Below are 16,360 nucleotides of genomic sequence, written 5' to 3'. Positions count from 1 at the left end.
GAGTACGGTGAATACAACGCCACGTCAGAGTAGAGTGATAGAAGATAAGTCGGTGGGTTTTGTGCCGGAATCAGAACGCCACGGTAAGCCTCAGAGTTTATTTACCCTGTGGTTCTGTACCAATATCGCGCCACTGGCGGTTGTCAGCGGCGCCATCGCCACCGAAAAGTTTCATTTAAACGTGATTTCAGCCTTAACCGCCATTATCGCCGGCCATCTGTTTGGCGGGCTCTTTTTTGGACTGACTTCCGCCCAGGGGCCCAAAGTTGGCATCCCGCAGATGGTGCAAAGCCGTGCGCAGTTTGGCCGTTACGGTTCATTACTGGTTATCAGCTTCACCACCATTATTTATCTGGGTTTCTTTATCTCGAATATTTCGCTGTCGGGTAAGGTGATCAATAACGTCATCCCGTCGATACCGGTAAGTTACGCAACGGTAACGGGCGCCGTTCTGGCCACCGCAATCGGGATTATTGGCTACCATTTTATCCACCGGATCAATAAATTTGGTGCCTGGATCATGGGTAGCGCACTGCTGATGGGCCTGGCGCTGATGCTTTCCCAGCCCCTTCCTGCGGATTTCTGGCAGCGGGGCAGCATGAACGCAGCGGGCTGGTTTGGCACCTTTTGTATTGGCGCCGTCTGGCAGATCAGTTTTTCGCCCTACACTTCTGACTACTCCCGTTACCTGCCCACCAGCACCGGGATCGCCCGCCCCTTTTTCGCCACTTATGCTGGCGCCTGTAGCGGCACCATTCTGGCGTTTGTCTTCGGTATGATGGCGGTGAATATTGCGCCGGCCAACGACGCCATGATGTCAGTGCGTCATGCCACCGGATGGTTAGGCCCGGTTTTAATGGTGCTGTTTCTGATTAATATTATCTGCCATAACTCCATGAATCTTTATGGCACAGTATTATCCTTAATCACGGCGGTGCAGACGTTCCGGCCTCAATGGATGCCTGGCGCAGCCGTCCGTTTCACCGTCTCTACGCTGGTGCTGGTCTTTGGCGTCATTGTGGCTTTAGCCGCTTCAGATAACTTTGTGTCGTTCTTTATTAACTTAATCCTGGCGCTTATCGCGGTGTTGATTCCGTGGATTGTGATTAATCTGCTGGATTTTTATTATGTAAATAAGCAGCACTATGACACTGAGGCTATTTTCCGCGCGGATGGCGGGCGCTACGGGCTGATTAATCCTCAGGCGCTTTTGATTTACTTCACCGGTGTGATTGTTCAGGTGCCCTTTATGGGAAACGCCTTCTATACCGGCCCCTATGCCAGGGTAATCCCGGGCGTCGACTTTTCCTGGATTATCAGCCTGATTGTGACCAGCATCGCTTATTCGTTGTTTCACCGTAAAAACCAGCCTGGGTTCACACGGGTCAGCAACGGTAAGGCATAAGTAAGTAAGCGAGTGAGTGAGCCGTCAGACCGTTATCGGCCCTGTCGGCTCACTGTTCGCATTTTTAAAGGATGGATAAAGTGACGTCTGCCTGCCGAAGCTGATGCCTGAATGGCTGCGCCCTTTTTGCGATGCCATTCGGCATTCAAACGCAGCCTGCGACATTCTGTTATCAAAGTCAGCGGGATGGCTTATCCGCAGCGCATCTGAACGGTAAATGTTTATCCTTCACGCTTTGCCTGATTTTTACCTGCGCGACTATTCTCTCCCCGCTGACCTGACATGTTTGTCAGCGCGCCAGTTGCCGGGCGTATGTCGCCGGATGATATGTAACACCGCCGGTAGCGGCTCACAGACCCGCGCGCACCTGTTTCTGGATAACCCCTGTTTCTCCACTAGACTAAAGTGATTTCTGAACAGGGAGGCATCTATGAGCAATAACGATTTACAACAGCGCCGCCTTGCTGCAACCCCTCGTGGCATTGGTGTCATGTGTAGCTTCTTTGCCCAGACGGCAGAAAATTCACTTATTACCGATGTGGAAGGGAATCAGTATATCGATTTCGCGGCGGGGATTGCCGTCCTCAATACGGGACACCGTCATCCCAAAATGATCAAGGCGCTGGAAAAGCAGCTGCACTGTTTTACCCATACCGCCTATCAGATCGTCCCTTATGAAAGTTATCTTTCGCTGGCTGAAAAGCTTAATGCGCTTGTCCCCATTGACGGGCCGGCTAAAACCGCGTTTTTCACCACCGGCGCGGAAGCCGTCGAAAATGCGGTGAAAATCGCCCGCGCCCATACGGGCCGTCCGGGGGTGATTGCCTTCGGCGGCGGCTTCCATGGTCGCACCTATATGACCATGGCGCTGACCGGCAAGGTATCACCTTATAAAGTTGGCTTTGGCCCCTTCCCTGGCTCCATCTATCATGCGCCCTTCCCTTCGGCGCTCTATAACGTCACCACTAAAGAGGCTATCGCCGCCATCGGGCGCTTATTTAAAAGTGACATTGAAGCCAGCCAGGTTGCCGCGATAATTTTTGAACCCGTGCAGGGTGAAGGTGGCTTTAACGTGGCACCGCCCGGATTTATTGCGGCGATTCGTCAGCTGTGCGATCGGCATGGCATCGTGATGATCGCCGACGAAGTCCAAAGTGGTTTTGCCCGTACCGGTAAACTCTTTGCCATGGATCACTATCAGCACAAACCGGATCTGATCACCATGGCGAAAAGCCTGGCAGGCGGCATGCCGCTTTCAGGCGTTGCCGGCAGAGCGGATATTATGGACAGTCCGGCACCCGGCGGGCTGGGTGGAACCTACGCCGGTAATCCGCTTTCTCTTGCCGCTGCCCATGCGGTGCTGGAAATCATCGATGAAGAGAACCTGTGTGAACGGGCTGAAATTCTGGGTCAGCGCCTGAAAGCGCTACTGGCTGAAGCCAAAGCCTGGTGTCCGTCTATTGCAGAAGTGCGGGGGCCGGGTTCAATGGTCGCGGCTGAGTTTTATGACACCGGCACCGGCGAACCTTCCGCCGCTATTGCGCAAAAAGTCCAGAAAAAAGCGCTGGAAAACGGCCTGCTGCTGTTGACGTGTGGTCAGCATGGCAATGTGATCCGCTTTTTATACCCACTCACCATCCCGGAACAGCAGTTTGCGGAGGCGCTCGGCATCCTGAAAAATGCCCTCACCGGCCTGGAGATTCATCATGAATCTGAATAATTCTGCGCTGCTTATCAGCCAGTAGCTGCGCCCGGACGCCAGAAATATGGCTATTTCTTTCGTCATCACCCGGCAATTAAAACACCGGTGGCTATTACCGCCGGTGTTTTCCTCGATTATTTATCCCCACTGCTCCTGCCATCGCCAAATCGCTTCCGTCGTCAACAGGTTTATTTCCGCCCCACCGGTACTCCTGCCGGAAGGCTTTTTTTACCTGATGCGGCGACGCACGGGTTTAATAGATGCCACATGATTGATTGCGATCAATGGTGTGTTGAGGTAAACGCAGTTAAATGCGCACCTGATTTATGCATTACTGAAAAATTCTGATTCCGTTTGAAAGAGAAGAGCTGATCAAGGGTGCGATCGATGCGTATTCGTCGCGTCGGTGGAAACTCAAGTCAACTGTTTGTGCCCTGCTGCACCAATAGTTTTATTACATAACCGCTTTATTCTCCCGCATGACAATTTCCGGTCATTTGCGGAAAGCCAGCCAGCACTGGAGTGCCTTAAGTAAAATCATACAGGCAAGCGCTGCGCGCTTAGTTCCCTATGTCAGCCAACTGAGACAGAGTAAATGAGCGAACAGATTGATTTTGAAACACAGGGCAGGCAACTGAGTGACGAGGCCGAACAGGCTTTCAATGCGATGTTTGCACGATATCAGGAGTGGATGGATTATCTGGTGCTTTGCACGCCGCGCTATATTGACAGCTTCGTCATCAGCGCGGCGAAAGCCTGCGTGGCCAGGGATATTGCACGGGAAGATCTGGCGGCGGCAAAAGCGAAACTGGCAGATTATCTGCGCCGGCATCATCTCTGAGAACCAGTAGCCAGCCACCAGAGAGCGGATTCAGCAGATAACGTTGCCCCCCGCTCTCACCAGATAAGCCATTCCTCTCAGCGAATGGCTACACCTGACGGCAGACAGCCCGATCAGCGGATGCCTGCATCAATCACAAATTCTGCCGCCGTGCAGCCGCGGGCGTCGTCGGATGCCAGAAACAGCGCCATCGCCGCCACGTCCCGCGCCTGAAGCAGGATGGGTATGGCCTGTTTCGCCAGAATTTCCGCCTCCGCCTGACTCCCGCGCCAGAGCGCTTCCTGGCGCGGTGTGGAAATGGCACCGGGCAGCAGACAGTTGACTCTGATCCCATACTCACCCAGCTCACGCGCCAGGGTATTGTTGAGTCCGATAATCGCCGCTTTTGAGGTCGTATAGCCGACCATCCCGGGGCGTCCGTTTCTGAAAGAGGTGGAACTGGTCAGGAGAATAACGCCATGTCGCTGCTTTTTCATCACTCCCGCTACTGTCTGACTGGCAAAGAACTGATGGTCGAGATTAACGGCCAGACGTTCGCGCCAGTATTCCGGCGAAACGTCTTCCAGAGCGTGCCGGTCATCGCGGGCGGCATTGTTGATCAGCACATCCACACCCGCCTGAGAGATGCCTGAGATCGTCGCTCTGAGCGCCGCTACATCCCGCAGGTCGCAAACATGAAAATGCGCCCCGGTCTCCCGTGCCAGCGCACTGCCATTCTCTTCGTCAATATCGAGAAAGTTGACCTCGCTGCCCTGCTGCCTGAAGGCGATCACCAGTTCCCGGCCAATGCCGGTGGCGCCGCCGGTGATAAGGATTTTTTTGCTGGCGAGACTGCTGTAACGGTTGTAAAAATGCGGCATTACTGGATTCCTGTTGTGGTTTTTTGCTTAAAGCTTACCGGGCATGCCGGATCTCGCCACCCGGTGCCGACGTTAGCAGCGGCGAGATCGGTTATCGGTTCGCTGGCGACGTTTTCAGTATGGAATAGCGCAACGTCCTCTGCTTTGACCTTCAATAAAAAACCTATTGTTGCTGGCGGAGATTGCGGATTAATGTCTGTTAACCCGCCGCAATTTGTGGCTGGCAAAAACCTCAGCAGCACAGAGTCCGTTTCAAAATCTAAATATTTTCAGGAAATAGCACTCTGTTACTGACGCCTCTGGGCTTAATGTAAATAACGCTAATAACCTCCTTAAACTTAAAGCAAACACACCTGCTTACTTAATTGAGAGCGTCGTCTTGTTATGATTAAATAAGCTGGTGATTTCACACCGATGAAAAGAACTTTCGCATGGTAACTCAGGTTAATTAAAAGGATATTAATTATGGGCTTTAGCATTAAAAGTAAGTATTTTGCGCCTCTTTTACTCCTGGCAACTCCACTAAGTCACGCTGTTGTGGCAGGCGGGATCGTTTCAATCGGGCACAGGTGGCCTGCGGATTCAGCCTTTAAAAAACTCACCTTTTTTCAACAAATTATAAATGATGGCGGCAGGGATGCTCACTATTACTGGGCTAACCAGTTCTACTTCAAACAAGGCGATGGCGGTTATATTGGTTTGCAAAACAGGGGCAACGATGTTCATGCTTATAACTTTTCTGTCTGGAAAGCAAAAAGCTGGAAAAGCGAAAACTGTAGTCAGTTTGACCATGAGGGATCAGGCGTGCAGTGCCAGTTGGTTATTCCCTGGAAAACAGGGCACCAGTATAAACTGGAGGTGAGCAAAGAGGGTAATCTGGTGACGGGCGTCGTCACAGATATGATGGATGGGACATCAACGACGGTAGGCGTGATCGAGGTTCCGGAAACCTTTGGCAAGCTCTATGCTTCCTCCGGTTTTGTGGAAGAGTTTTCTCAGGGTGAGGGGCAGCTAAGTTCCTGTTACGTTATGGGAAACCAAAGTTCCGTCTTCCTTAACCCGATGGGTGATGATAAAACCAGGGCATCGCAGAGTACCTATACCTACGGCAATTGTAACGACCCTTATGTGGTCCAGGCAGCCTGTAATAATGACGCCTGTATCAATACGGTAAATAACCTTGGCGCTGTCGCCTCCCCTTCGGCCCCTGAAGTGTCAATTGTTAACGGAAAGGATCTGTCTGCTGAAACCCTCGCGAATATGTTAAGAGGTACCGATTTGGTGGTTATTCGCGCCAGTGATGGTCGCTGGGCGCCCAATATCTATTTCCCCCAGCCCGACACGCTTAAGTGGAAATCCCTTTTTGTGGATCATCGTGCCAGTTACAGTTCATTAATTCGTGTCAATGGGGATTTATCAAGGGTCAGTAAAGGAGAGCAGATTATGTATATGTCTGATGGCAGTAGCTGGAAAAAAATTAACGCTAATTAAGCATCCTGCCCTGAGGTTAATTCCATTTCCTTCCCTTAAATCTGGCTGGTTTTCCTTTACGGAGGTGCCAGTGAGGTTGAAAAAAACCCTGTCCGGGGACAGGGTTTTCAGGTTCGGGTCTCAGACTGAGATGATCAGACGGACACGCCGTGCTGCGAAGCGAGCGCAGAGAGGCCGCCGGCAAAGCCCTGACCGATAGCCTTGAACTTCCACTCTTCATTGTGACGATAGAGCTCACCGAAGATCATGGCGGTTTCGGTGCTGGCATCTTCCGACAGATCAAAGCGGGCGATTTCGCTGTTGTTGTCTTCATTTACCACACGCATGTAGCTGTTGCTGACCATGCCGAAGTTCTGCTTACGGGCTTCCGCATCATAAATGGTCACGGCAAACACCAGCTTTTTAACATCGGCAGGCACGCCAGAGAGGGTGATTTTAACCTGCTCATCATCGCCATCGCCTTCCCCCGTACGGTTATCGCCCTGGTGAACCACGGAGCCATCCGCGCTGGACGGATTGTTGAAGAAGATAAAGGATTTATCGTTCAGCACTTTACCGTCGTCACCGACCATAAAAACTGAGGCATCCAGGTCAAATGCTGCGCCGTCGGTCACGCGCGCATCCCAGCCCAGACCCACAACGATTTTGGTCATACCTGGTGCTTCTTTGGTCAGTGAAACGTTACCGCCTTTAACAAGAGATACAGCCATGATTTCTGTCCTTACTTTTAGTGTGGTAAGCCCGTCACCTGCGGCGGCGGGCTAAGAGAAACGCCTTAATCTCCGATCAGGAAGCATTCACGCCGTACTGAGCGCAGACCGAGGCCAGGCCGCCGGCATAACCCTGACCGACCGCGCGGAACTTCCATTCGCCGTTGTGGCGATAGAGTTCACCGAATAGCATCGCGGTTTCGGTGCTGGCATCTTCAGAGAGGTCATAACGCGCCACTTCTGTTTTGCTGTCGTTGTTTACCAGACGAATAAACGCATTGGCAATCTGGCCAAAACTCTGACGACGCGCCTGCGCATCATGGATGGTGACGACAAAGACGATTTTATCGACGTCGCTGGCGATGCTGTCGAGTTTCACAATCAGTGATTCGTCGTCGCCGTCGCCCTCGCCCGTCCGGTTGTCACCGGTATGCGCGACGGAGCCGTCCGCGCTTTTCAGGTTGTTGTAGAAGATAAAGTCAGCGTCGCTGCGCACTTTGCCATCAGACTTTAACAGGAATGCAGAGGCATCAAGGTCGAAATCCTGACCGTCTGTTGAACGGTTATCCCAACCGAGACCGATTAACACATTTTTCATGGTCGGATCGGCTTTCGCCAGGGAAACATTACCGCCTTTCGAGAGTGTTACTGCCATATCAGATATCCTCAAATTAAATAGTTAACTAAAGTCTTGCGGTCCGGCGCGCCGGTTACGAGCGGGCCTCTTTGTCCGGGAAAATCAGGCTGGCGACAATTCCCAGCACCAGCACACCGATAACCACAAACAGGCTGGTCATCGCATCAATAGAAATCCCGTGATGGAAGAAGTGATCGGTCGCGTTAAGCCCCAGCTTCGCCGCAATAAAGAACAGCAAGACGATAACGGCTTTTTCCAGATGCACCAGATACTGCTTCAGCGCTTCAAGTACGAAATAGAGCGTACGTAAGCCCAGAATAGCAAACATCATTGCACTGTAAACAATCAGCGGTTCGCGGCTGACGGCGATGACCGCAGGCACGGAGTCAAAAGCAAACATCACGTCCGACAGTTCCACCACTGCCAGACAGAGCAGCATTGGCGTGGCGTAGCGTGCAGCCTTGCCAACGCGGCCGATTTTGACGTCGGCGTTCTCCGGCTTAGCCAGTTCTTCATCCACTTCCTTCTGGCTCAGCACAAACGCATTCCCGCGCAGCTTTGGCCAGATTGGGTAAAAGCGTTTTACCATGCGGTAGGCGATGTGCTGCGAGTAATCCTCGATTTCATCGTCATCATCGCCGCTTTTCAGCATCATGACGGCGGTCCAGGCGACAATGATCGCAAATACCACTTCGACCCACGGCCCCAGCGCCAGCAGACCCGTACCGATCGCCACAAAGATGCCACGGAACACGATAGCCCCGATGATGCCCCAGTAGAGCACGCGATGGCGGAAGCGATCCGGAATGGCGAACCAGGAGAAGATCGCCATCATGACGAACAGGTTATCGACGGAAAGCACTTTCTCAAGCGCATAGCCGGTAATAAAGAGGCTGGCCACTTCTGCGCCATGGTGAACATATAAAAAGCCAGCAAATGCCATCGCCATCGCGATCCAGAAGATGGACCACAATGAGGCGCTTTTCAGGGAGATAGGCTTATCTCCCCGGTGCATAAACAGGTCAATGAGAATCGCGCCGACTGAGAGCAGAACGAAAACGGCGACTGTCTCAATCGGGAAGCCGATGTGTGTGGACTCCATTAATTTACCCTTCGATATTGATGTTTATTATTGTGTTCTGGTTACAGATCGAAATCTTGTGCCTGTAAACCCAGCGCGGTAATGATGTCGCGCACCGAGCTCTTTTCATTTTCATCGAAATCACCGTCGCTTTTCGCAATAGCAATACCGACGCGCACCGCAAGCTGTGCCTGTTCTGGCTTACTCTTCAGCGCCATGATGTATTTCATGGTTTCGCCTTTGCCGATCTCATAATCGAAATCGTAGCTTTTCACCATTTTTTCAAAAACGGCGATCACTTCTTCATTGTTGAAGACGCTCAGCTCAGGTGAGTTGCGCAGGAAACCGATCATTTTCTGCTTCTCTTCCGCGCTGACCCCGTTGCTGGCGATCGCGATGCGGGCGCAGACGGCAATGGTGCCTTCAAGGAAAGCGCGGTTTTTAAAGCGGCCCACCTGCTTGCTCAGTTCTTCGCGGCCCGATTTCACTGCGCCCATAACTTTGTTAAAGAAACTCATTTTTTCACTCCTGCCTATTTTGAACCCGCTTTCCAGCGGAAACCCCAGCCAAATGCATTGTCCATATCCGAATGGCCCGAGAAGAAGCGATTCACACGCTCCACTTTAATCGCGCCACCTTCATTCATCAGGCGGGCAATCGCACACATGTTGCGCCTGTTGTCGCCTTCATTCATAAAGCTCTCAATCGGCGGCTGACCCGGCACATGGATGGTGACCATGCCGTCGGTTTTTTCCCAACTCGCCGCGCCTTCATAGATATAGGCGTAAATCAGCACTTCCTTGATCTCTTTCCACTGCTTGCCGTTAATATGCAGCCATTCGCCGGTTGATACCGATCCCGTCCGGTCATCCCCCTGCAACTGAACATAGGGTTTACGGGAAAGATCGCCGAACATATCGCCCAGCGCCTGCACAACAGTGCGGTCACCATCCTGAAGCATCACAAAGGCGCCAAGATCGAGATCGATGCCTTTGTTGCCGCCAAAGGCGCTTTTCAGGAAGCCAGCCTTTTCCTTGCTCTGGTTCCAGTTCAGGTTGACCCGGATTTCGCCGAAGTCCGCGCATTTTTCCAGGCTGATGGAGGGTTTCTCCTTGGTCAGGGAAACTTTACTCAGGTTCACCTTCGGTGCCGGTGGCGCAGCGGGTGCCGGGGCCGGCGTATCGGCAATCTCCACGCCAAAATGCTCGGCAAGCGGCTGGAGACCACCATTAAATCCCTGAGATACAAAACGGAATTTCCACTCACCATTACGACGATAAAGTTCGCCGAGGATAAGTGCGGCTTCCTGACGCCCGCCGGTTTCCACTTCGCCCACCAGCTGCACCGCGCCGTTAACCTCAATCTGAATGGCTAACTTATTCAGATGCGAGATTAGCTGGCTGCCGTCACAGGTGGCGCTGAAGGCGATTTTCTGTACGTCTGCGCCTAACGCAGGCAGATTCACCGTAAAAAGGGCGTCGTTGCCGGCCGTCGAATAACGGACCGTTTTGTCATCGTTTTCCGGCTGGCCGTAAAAAATCATATCCGCGTCGCCGCGCACTTTGCCGCTCTCATAAAGGCGGAAAGAGGAGACATCCACTGGCGCGCTGGAGACAACGCGTACCGTCACTGACTGATTCTGGATTGGGGCGTTCCCCCCTGGCGTCAGTTTCATCCGTTCACCACTGCCGCCACGATCTGGCTCATCATCTCTTCAACGGTACGCCCGGTGCAGGCGAGGCCATGAGCGGTAAAGTTCCACTCTCCTCCGCTACGGCGCAGGGAAGCGATCAGTACGCCCGTGTGTGAGCCCTGCTCTGTCAGCCTGAAGCGTCCAAGCTCTTTCGAGCTCTGATCCAGGACGCGGCAGAAAGCGTTGTCCACTTCATTAAAGGTTTGCCCACGGAAGCTGTTAACGGTCAGCGCCAGGAATTCGACGTTGGGCGAAAGACGACTGAGATCGGCTTTGATAACTTCATCATCGCCATCGCCTTCCCCGGTCAGGTTGTCGCCGGTATGCACGATGGCACCATCTTTGGACGACAGCTGGCGAAACGAGACGGTATCTATTACCTTGCCCTGGGCATCAAGCAACACGCAGCTTGCGTCGAGATCGATGCTGTCACTACCGCCGCCGAATAACCCACCGAGAAATCCGCCTTTTTTCTTCACCGGATCCCAGCCCAGACCGAACTGAATCTGTGAGAGGGCGCTGCTTTGCTTAGCCAGAGAAATCGTCTGATTCTTGCTCAAAGAGACCATCGTAAGTCCTTAATGTTGAGTTGTACATTCGCTGCGTAAAATGAGCATCAAGCCCGAAACATCTAAATCATAACATGCTTACTTATTTCCACAACTCTTCAATCATCATATGATTTGTAAATACATTCAATTTTTTGATTATAAAGATATTTTTTATATTTAACGGAAAGAATAACTATAGATTTAATTGCTTAACTTTACATAAGTTCCAATAGCGATCCTGTTATCATAATATGATTGACATATTCTTCAGCCAGCCCTTACACTGATTCGCTATGCTAAAACCGGCCACAGCCAATGAGGAAAGAATGGGATCAGCAATCTGGTTTATGGAAGGCCTGTCGTGCCAGCGGGACATTCTGTCCGCGGTCAGAAAGGCACGTGTGACGACAGGGGCTGATTTTCAGATTATCGCTTCCCACCGCCAGCCTCGTTTAGAGATCCTGGCTGAGGCTGATTTTTCCTACCTTGAACCGGCAGCAGATGAAGCTCGTCTGGCCTTTATCCGACATGTGGCGGCGACCCACGCTGTCTGCGCCATTCATACCGGCAAAAACGGCGTCTGGTTTGAAGAGCACCGTCAGGCTATTGAAAAGATGGGCATTCTCCTGACGACGGGCGCGCTTAACCGGGAGACGTTCAACCTTGCCGATGATAAATATGCCTTTAGCCAGCTGATGAAACGACACGGGCTGCCCGTGGTTGATGCGCAACGCTTTACCACTGCGGATGAGCTTTCGCACCTGCTGGAGGCACATTACGCTCAGCCGGGAACGGTGGACGTCCTGCCCTGTATCAAGCCGGTAGAGGGCATTTACGGGATGGGTTTCTGGACGCTGGATAAAGACGCGTCGCTGATGGCCTGTTTTCAGCAGTCAGATCGACGCCAGGTTCATCCGGATACCTATCTTCTCGCGCTGAAACAGGCGGAAAGCGCGGGTGCGATCTCCCCGCCCATGCTGTTTATGCCCTGGCTACCTGGTCCTGAACGATCGGTGGATATGGTGGTGGAAAAGGGTGAGGTGCTGGCGGCGGTTTCACGCTGCAAAACCAGCGACGGACAGAGGCTTGAACAGCATGGCGAGGCGTATGAGCTGGCGATTGCCTGCGCACAGGTGATGAAAGCGGATGGATTAATAAACGTCCAGACTCGTCACTTTACCGATGGTAAACCCTACCTGCTGGAAACGAACCTGCGGCCATCCGGCGGCGTTGGCTATACGCTGCACAGCGGCGTTAACCTGCCAGGCATATTTGCGCTGAGGCAGCTTGGACTGGTGAACGAATCATCCATTCTCGCGGCAGAGGCTTTTCGTGAACGCACCGTCAAACCCACACACGCCGTACAGCCCGTGCCGCAAACGCTGGCAACGCTGCACAGTTATAGTGTCCCTACTTTGTCTCAGGTTGATTAATATGTCACAGCTTCATCAACGCTATCAGCGGGAATTATCCGGCGGCACGCTGAGCGTTAATACCGCCTCTGCGATCCCGCTGGACACGCTCTTTGATATTGCAGAGCGCAGAAATCCCAGGCGGGCCTTTCTGTTTGTCAGCAAAGTGCTGGGCCGTCATATTCCGGTAAGTCCGTCAACGATGCAGGCGACCTATCGCCAGCTGGCCGGACAACTTCCCGCCACCCTGCCGGGCCCGGTACTCTTTATCGGCATGGCGGAGACGGCTGTCGGCATGGCGGCAGGGATCTTTCGCGAAGCGCGCAGGCAAATTGCCGAGCCGGTTTTTATCACCAGCACACGCCATCCCGTGGACGGTGAACTGTTCTGTGAATTTAAAGAGAATCACAGCCATGCCACCGATCACCTGATCTATCTCCCCCAGGCGCCACAGTTACGCCAGCGGGCGCTTACTGCCCGGACGCTGGTTTTAATCGACGACGAGGCCACCACGGGTAACACCTTTATTAATCTGCTTGCTGCTCTGCGTGAGGCAGGGCTGACCAGCATTGAGCGCGTGGTGACGGTCACCCTGACCGACTGGAGCGGTGACGCGCTGCGGGAAAACTGCCCGCTGCCGGTAGAGGTCGTTTCGCTGGTGAAAGGGAGCTGGGCGTGGACGCCGCGGCCCGGTGCGCCGGTGCCGGTGATGCCTTCGGTCAATGTCACGGCGCGCGGCAGCTGGCCGGTATCGGCCCGGCAGGACTGGGGGCGGCTGGGCATGGATGAAACATGCTGCGCTATCACGCCGCCGCGCGTAGCATTTCCAGCCGAGAAGATTCTGGTGCTGGGCTCAGGCGAATTTGTCTGGCCGCCCTTTTTACTGGCGGAACAGCTGGAGCTTGCTGGTGCCGACGTGAAATTCAGTTCCCTGACGCGCTCGCCCATTGCGCCGGGCCTTGCGATTCAGTCCACCCTCGCCTTCAGCGACAACTACGGGCTGGGCATTCCTAATTTCGTCTATAACGTTGCTCACCAGCAGTTTGACCGCATACTCATTTGTGTGGAAACGGCGCAGGCATCGGTTTGCCCTACCCTGATTGACGCGTTAACGCATTCTGTGGCCCCTCGGGTCGAGGTTATCAGTTATGAATAAGCCAACGGTGCTGTGCGATCTGGATGACACGCTTTTCCAGACGCGCCGGAAAATGATCGATGAACTGGGTGAAGTCCCGGTTCAGGTAGGTGCGTTAGACCGCAGTCATGCGCCCCGCAGCTTTATGAATAAAGAGCAGGCGGCGATGGTGGAGTGGCTACTGAATACCACGGATTTTATTCCGGTGACCGCCCGGGGTACGGAAGAAACATCCCGCGTCGCCATTCCCTTCTCGTCATGGAAAGTGATGACCCATGGCGCGGTGATCGCCCGTCCGGACGGCACGCTGGACCCGGAATGGCAGGACAGCATGCTGACGCAGCTGGCGAATATAAAAGATCGTCTGCTTTACCTGTGCCAGCATTTTAGTGAGCAGCTTGAGCGCGAAGGGCTTGATGCCTGGTGCCGGATGAACATCGAATATCAGGGCGAGCCGATCTATTTCGTGATGAAGCACCGTGACAGCACGCAGATCGAGGCGCTTTACGCCTTTAACGAACGCATGATGAAAAGCCACTCCACGGACGGTTTTTACATTCACCGCAACGGCAATAATGTCGCCTGGCTGCCGAACTGCGTGCAGAAAGGCCATGCCGTGCTGTGGCTGCTCGATAAATTACGCGCTGAGCGCGGCGCTTTTCCGGTGCTCGGCCTGGGCGACAGCCTGAGCGATTACAGCTTTATGAAGCACTGCAACTGGTTCGGCATGCCGTTACGCAGCCAGTTTGCCAGCGCGATCAACGAAAAACTGTTTCAGGCACCTGCCGTAGCGGAAGCCGCCCCTTTTCACGGCTCCTACCGCTCAACCGACGTGCAGTTTTTGCTTCAGCCAGTGACGCTCGAAATGACGCCTGTCGAAGAGAAGGAAAAGCTTATCCAGTCAGGCGCGCGCCACTACTCAGATATGCTCAGCCAGGAACCGGCACCTTCCGCCCAGCACCTGGATATCTTCTACCGGTCGCTGGAGGCTGGCGCACCGCGTATGGCCAGAGAAGTGATGATGCTGGCGAAAGGGCTGACCGCTGAATATGGCGATAAGCCCATTGTGCTGGTGAGTCTGGTCCGGGCAGGCGTCCCGCTGGGCGTTATGCTGCAGCGTGCGCTCAGCGAGATGGGAAAAACGTCCTGTCATTACGGCATCAGTATCATCCGTGACCGCGGCATCGACGAGGCAGCGCTTGCCTGGATCGAACAGCGGCACGATCCGCAAAGCGTGGTGTTTGTCGATGGCTGGACCGGAAAAGGCACGATTACGGGTGAGCTGGTTGCCAGCCTCCGTCACCGTCCGGGGTACGGTGAGACGCCGCGTCTGGTTGTCCTTGCCGATCCGGCGGGCTGTGCCTGGCTCGCCGCCTCAAAAGATGACTGGCTGATCCCCTTTGGCATTATGGGTGCGCCTGTCTCAGGCATGGTCTCCCGTTCGATCTGGTCGGAAACTGGATTCCACGGCTGCGTGCGCTGCGATCACCTTGACGCGTTTGAGTGCAGCCAGAAACTGGCTGACACCGTGGACGTTCACCGCCGCCGCCTTGACAGCGCGGCAGTTGCTGCGGCGGTTGCGCTGACCACTCAGCAGCATGGCCAGCGTGACGCCAGCCTGAAAGTTGTCAGCGATCTTTGTGCGCACTATCAGGTCAGTAGCGTTAACCGTATCAAGCCTGGCATTGCAGAAGCGACGCGGGCCGTGCTCCGCCGCGTACCCGATCATGTCCTGGTCAGGGATAAAACCGACCCTAACGTTTCGCTGTTAATCGCCCTGGCTGCGCAGAAAGGCATTGAAGTGCAGGAAGTGGGTGCAGCGATTGGTCAGTACAGCGCAGTGACAATTATCAGAAAGGTGGTCTGATATGAATCAGTCAATTTCACCCTTTATGCTGGGTGGAACGCTTTATATGCCGGCTCTTCGCGAGGATATCGCAGAGGCGATCGTGCATAACAAAATTCCCGGCTTACGCTCTCTGGTAATCTGCCTGGAAGATGCGGTCACCGATCGTGATGTGCCGCTGGCGCTGCAGAAGCTGGGGACGTTGCTGACTTACATTGCCGAAGAGAAGCGAAACGGCAACGGGAAAGGATGGCCGCTGGTATTTATCCGTCCGCGCAGCGTTGAGATGGCGCGCGAGCTGGTCTCTTCCTGCGATCTCTCCGCCGTCAACGGCTTCGTGCTGGCCAAGTTCACGCAGGCGAGTCTTGCCGCCTGGTGGGACGTTCTGGCGCCGACGAAGCTGTTGCTGATGCCGACGCTGGAAACGCGTGAGGTCTATGATGTCGGGCAGATGACTGCGCTGGCAGAAGCGCTGATGTGCCATCCCTGCCACAGCCGGATACTGGCGCTACGGATCGGTGGCAACGATTTAATGAGCGTTATCGGTATGCGTCGCCCACGCAGCATGACGCTTTATGAGGGTCCGCTGGGTTACGTCATTAAAATGCTCGTCTCCGTCTTCGCTCCCAGAGGCTTTTATCTCACCGCACCGGTTTGCGAGCTGATAGACAATCCTGCCATTTTGCAAAAAGAACTTGAGCTGGATGTGGCGCACGGGCTGGTGGGCAAAACGGCCATTCATCCCGGCCAGCTAGAGGCGATTTATCACGCCTTTATGGTGGAACCGGACGATTATGAAGATGCCGTGCATATTCTCACATCCGTTAAGGCTGTATTTAAGTCTCAGGGTGCAATGTGTGAACCCGCAACGCACAGCATGTGGGCCACTGCGATTCTTGAACGTGCGCAGCATATGGGAATAAAAACGCCAAACGACATGGATAACGTTCTCATTGTGGCGCGCCAATAGCGGCATCCGTTCTTCTGATGGTGTGA

The 16,360-nt window shown here is 53.8% G+C and carries 15 protein-coding genes and 1 pseudogene; 9 read left to right on the top strand and 7 right to left on the bottom strand.

Annotated elements, in window-relative coordinates:
- The first annotated feature begins 7 nt into the window (after positions 1 to 7).
- The 3 genes from EA20_RS0116245 (at position 8) to EA20_RS0116235 (ending at position 3,948) form a co-directional block, all read left to right on the top strand.
- A complete protein-coding gene (locus EA20_RS0116245) occupies positions 8 to 1,405 on the top strand; it encodes a cytosine permease (RefSeq protein ID WP_024967830.1) in 1,398 nt (465 codons plus the stop codon).
- A gap of 430 nt (positions 1,406 to 1,835) precedes the next feature.
- Positions 1,836 to 3,125, top strand: coding sequence for a 4-aminobutyrate transaminase (gene puuE / locus EA20_RS0116240; RefSeq protein WP_024967829.1), 1,290 nt, complete (start codon positions 1,836 to 1,838; stop codon positions 3,123 to 3,125).
- A gap of 577 nt (positions 3,126 to 3,702) precedes the next feature.
- The gene (locus EA20_RS0116235; RefSeq protein ID WP_024967828.1) at positions 3,703 to 3,948 is read left to right on the top strand and encodes a hypothetical protein; all 246 of its coding nucleotides are present in this window, start codon (positions 3,703 to 3,705) and stop codon (positions 3,946 to 3,948) included.
- Positions 3,949 to 4,061: 113 nt separating this feature from the next.
- Here EA20_RS0116235 and EA20_RS0116230 read toward each other — a convergent pair whose 3' ends face one another.
- Entirely contained in the window at positions 4,062 to 4,808 is a 747-nt protein-coding gene (locus tag EA20_RS0116230) for an SDR family NAD(P)-dependent oxidoreductase (protein ID WP_024967827.1), read from the bottom strand.
- 465 nt (positions 4,809 to 5,273) lie between these two features.
- Here EA20_RS0116230 and EA20_RS0116225 point away from each other — a divergent pair, with 465 nt between their 5' ends.
- Positions 5,274 to 6,299, top strand: a complete 1,026-nt coding sequence (locus EA20_RS0116225) for a DUF3472 domain-containing protein (protein WP_024967826.1) — start codon at positions 5,274 to 5,276, stop codon at positions 6,297 to 6,299.
- Between the two features lie 134 nt (positions 6,300 to 6,433).
- On the opposite strand, the gene EA20_RS0116220 is transcribed toward EA20_RS0116225, so the two are convergent.
- The 6 genes from EA20_RS0116220 to EA20_RS0116195 form a co-directional block, all read right to left on the bottom strand.
- Complete coding sequence (locus EA20_RS0116220) at positions 6,434 to 7,009, bottom strand: TerD family protein (protein WP_024967825.1); 576 nt, start codon at positions 7,007 to 7,009, stop codon at positions 6,434 to 6,436.
- A gap of 76 nt (positions 7,010 to 7,085) precedes the next feature.
- Positions 7,086 to 7,664, bottom strand: a complete 579-nt coding sequence (locus EA20_RS0116215) for a TerD family protein (protein WP_024967824.1) — start codon at positions 7,662 to 7,664, stop codon at positions 7,086 to 7,088.
- A gap of 55 nt (positions 7,665 to 7,719) precedes the next feature.
- Positions 7,720 to 8,748 (bottom strand): TerC/Alx family metal homeostasis membrane protein, encoded by a 1,029-nt coding sequence (locus EA20_RS0116210; protein WP_024967823.1) that lies wholly within the window; start codon positions 8,746 to 8,748, stop codon positions 7,720 to 7,722.
- A 41-nt stretch (positions 8,749 to 8,789) separates the two neighbouring features.
- On the bottom strand, positions 8,790 to 9,245 hold the full coding sequence (locus EA20_RS0116205) for a tellurite resistance TerB family protein (protein ID WP_024967822.1): 456 nt from the start codon (positions 9,243 to 9,245) through the stop codon (positions 8,790 to 8,792).
- A 14-nt stretch (positions 9,246 to 9,259) separates the two neighbouring features.
- The gene (locus tag EA20_RS0116200; protein WP_024967821.1) at positions 9,260 to 10,402 is read right to left on the bottom strand and encodes a TerD family protein; all 1,143 of its coding nucleotides are present in this window, start codon (positions 10,400 to 10,402) and stop codon (positions 9,260 to 9,262) included.
- A complete protein-coding gene (locus tag EA20_RS0116195; protein ID WP_024967820.1) occupies positions 10,399 to 10,989 on the bottom strand; it encodes a TerD family protein in 591 nt (196 codons plus the stop codon). The genes EA20_RS0116200 and EA20_RS0116195 overlap by 4 nt, the downstream gene beginning before the upstream one ends.
- 308 nt (positions 10,990 to 11,297) lie before the next feature.
- On the opposite strand from EA20_RS0116195, the gene EA20_RS0116190 reads away from it, so the two are divergent.
- The 5 genes and pseudogenes from EA20_RS0116190 to EA20_RS0116175 all read left to right on the top strand — a co-directional run bounded on the left by EA20_RS0116190 (position 11,298) and on the right by EA20_RS0116175 (position 16,334).
- Complete coding sequence (locus EA20_RS0116190; protein ID WP_024967819.1) at positions 11,298 to 12,404, top strand: ATP-grasp domain-containing protein; 1,107 nt, start codon at positions 11,298 to 11,300, stop codon at positions 12,402 to 12,404.
- A 1-nt stretch (position 12,405) separates the two neighbouring features.
- Positions 12,406 to 13,539, top strand: a complete 1,134-nt coding sequence (locus EA20_RS0116185) for a phosphoribosyltransferase domain-containing protein (RefSeq protein ID WP_024967818.1) — start codon at positions 12,406 to 12,408, stop codon at positions 13,537 to 13,539.
- Positions 13,532 to 14,293 (top strand): annotated as a pseudogene (locus EA20_RS21155) (hypothetical protein); the annotation flags it as partial. The gene EA20_RS0116185 and the pseudogene EA20_RS21155, both read left to right, overlap by 8 nt.
- A gap of 57 nt (positions 14,294 to 14,350) precedes the next feature.
- Positions 14,351 to 15,385 carry a cysteine protease StiP family protein gene (locus tag EA20_RS20875; protein ID WP_235192673.1) on the top strand — a complete coding sequence of 345 codons (1,035 nt, stop codon included), beginning with the start codon at positions 14,351 to 14,353 and terminating at the stop codon, positions 15,383 to 15,385.
- Between the two features lies 1 nt (position 15,386).
- Positions 15,387 to 16,334 (top strand): HpcH/HpaI aldolase/citrate lyase family protein, encoded by a 948-nt coding sequence (locus EA20_RS0116175; RefSeq protein ID WP_024967816.1) that lies wholly within the window; start codon positions 15,387 to 15,389, stop codon positions 16,332 to 16,334.
- The last annotated feature ends 26 nt before the right edge of the window (positions 16,335 to 16,360 follow it).

It is taken from the genome of Pantoea sp. IMH (assembly GCF_000599885.1).
Classification (GTDB): Bacteria; Pseudomonadota; Gammaproteobacteria; order Enterobacterales; family Enterobacteriaceae; genus Erwinia.
Note: the sequence above shows the minus strand (reverse complement) of the source record. Positions and strands in the feature narration are given on the sequence as shown.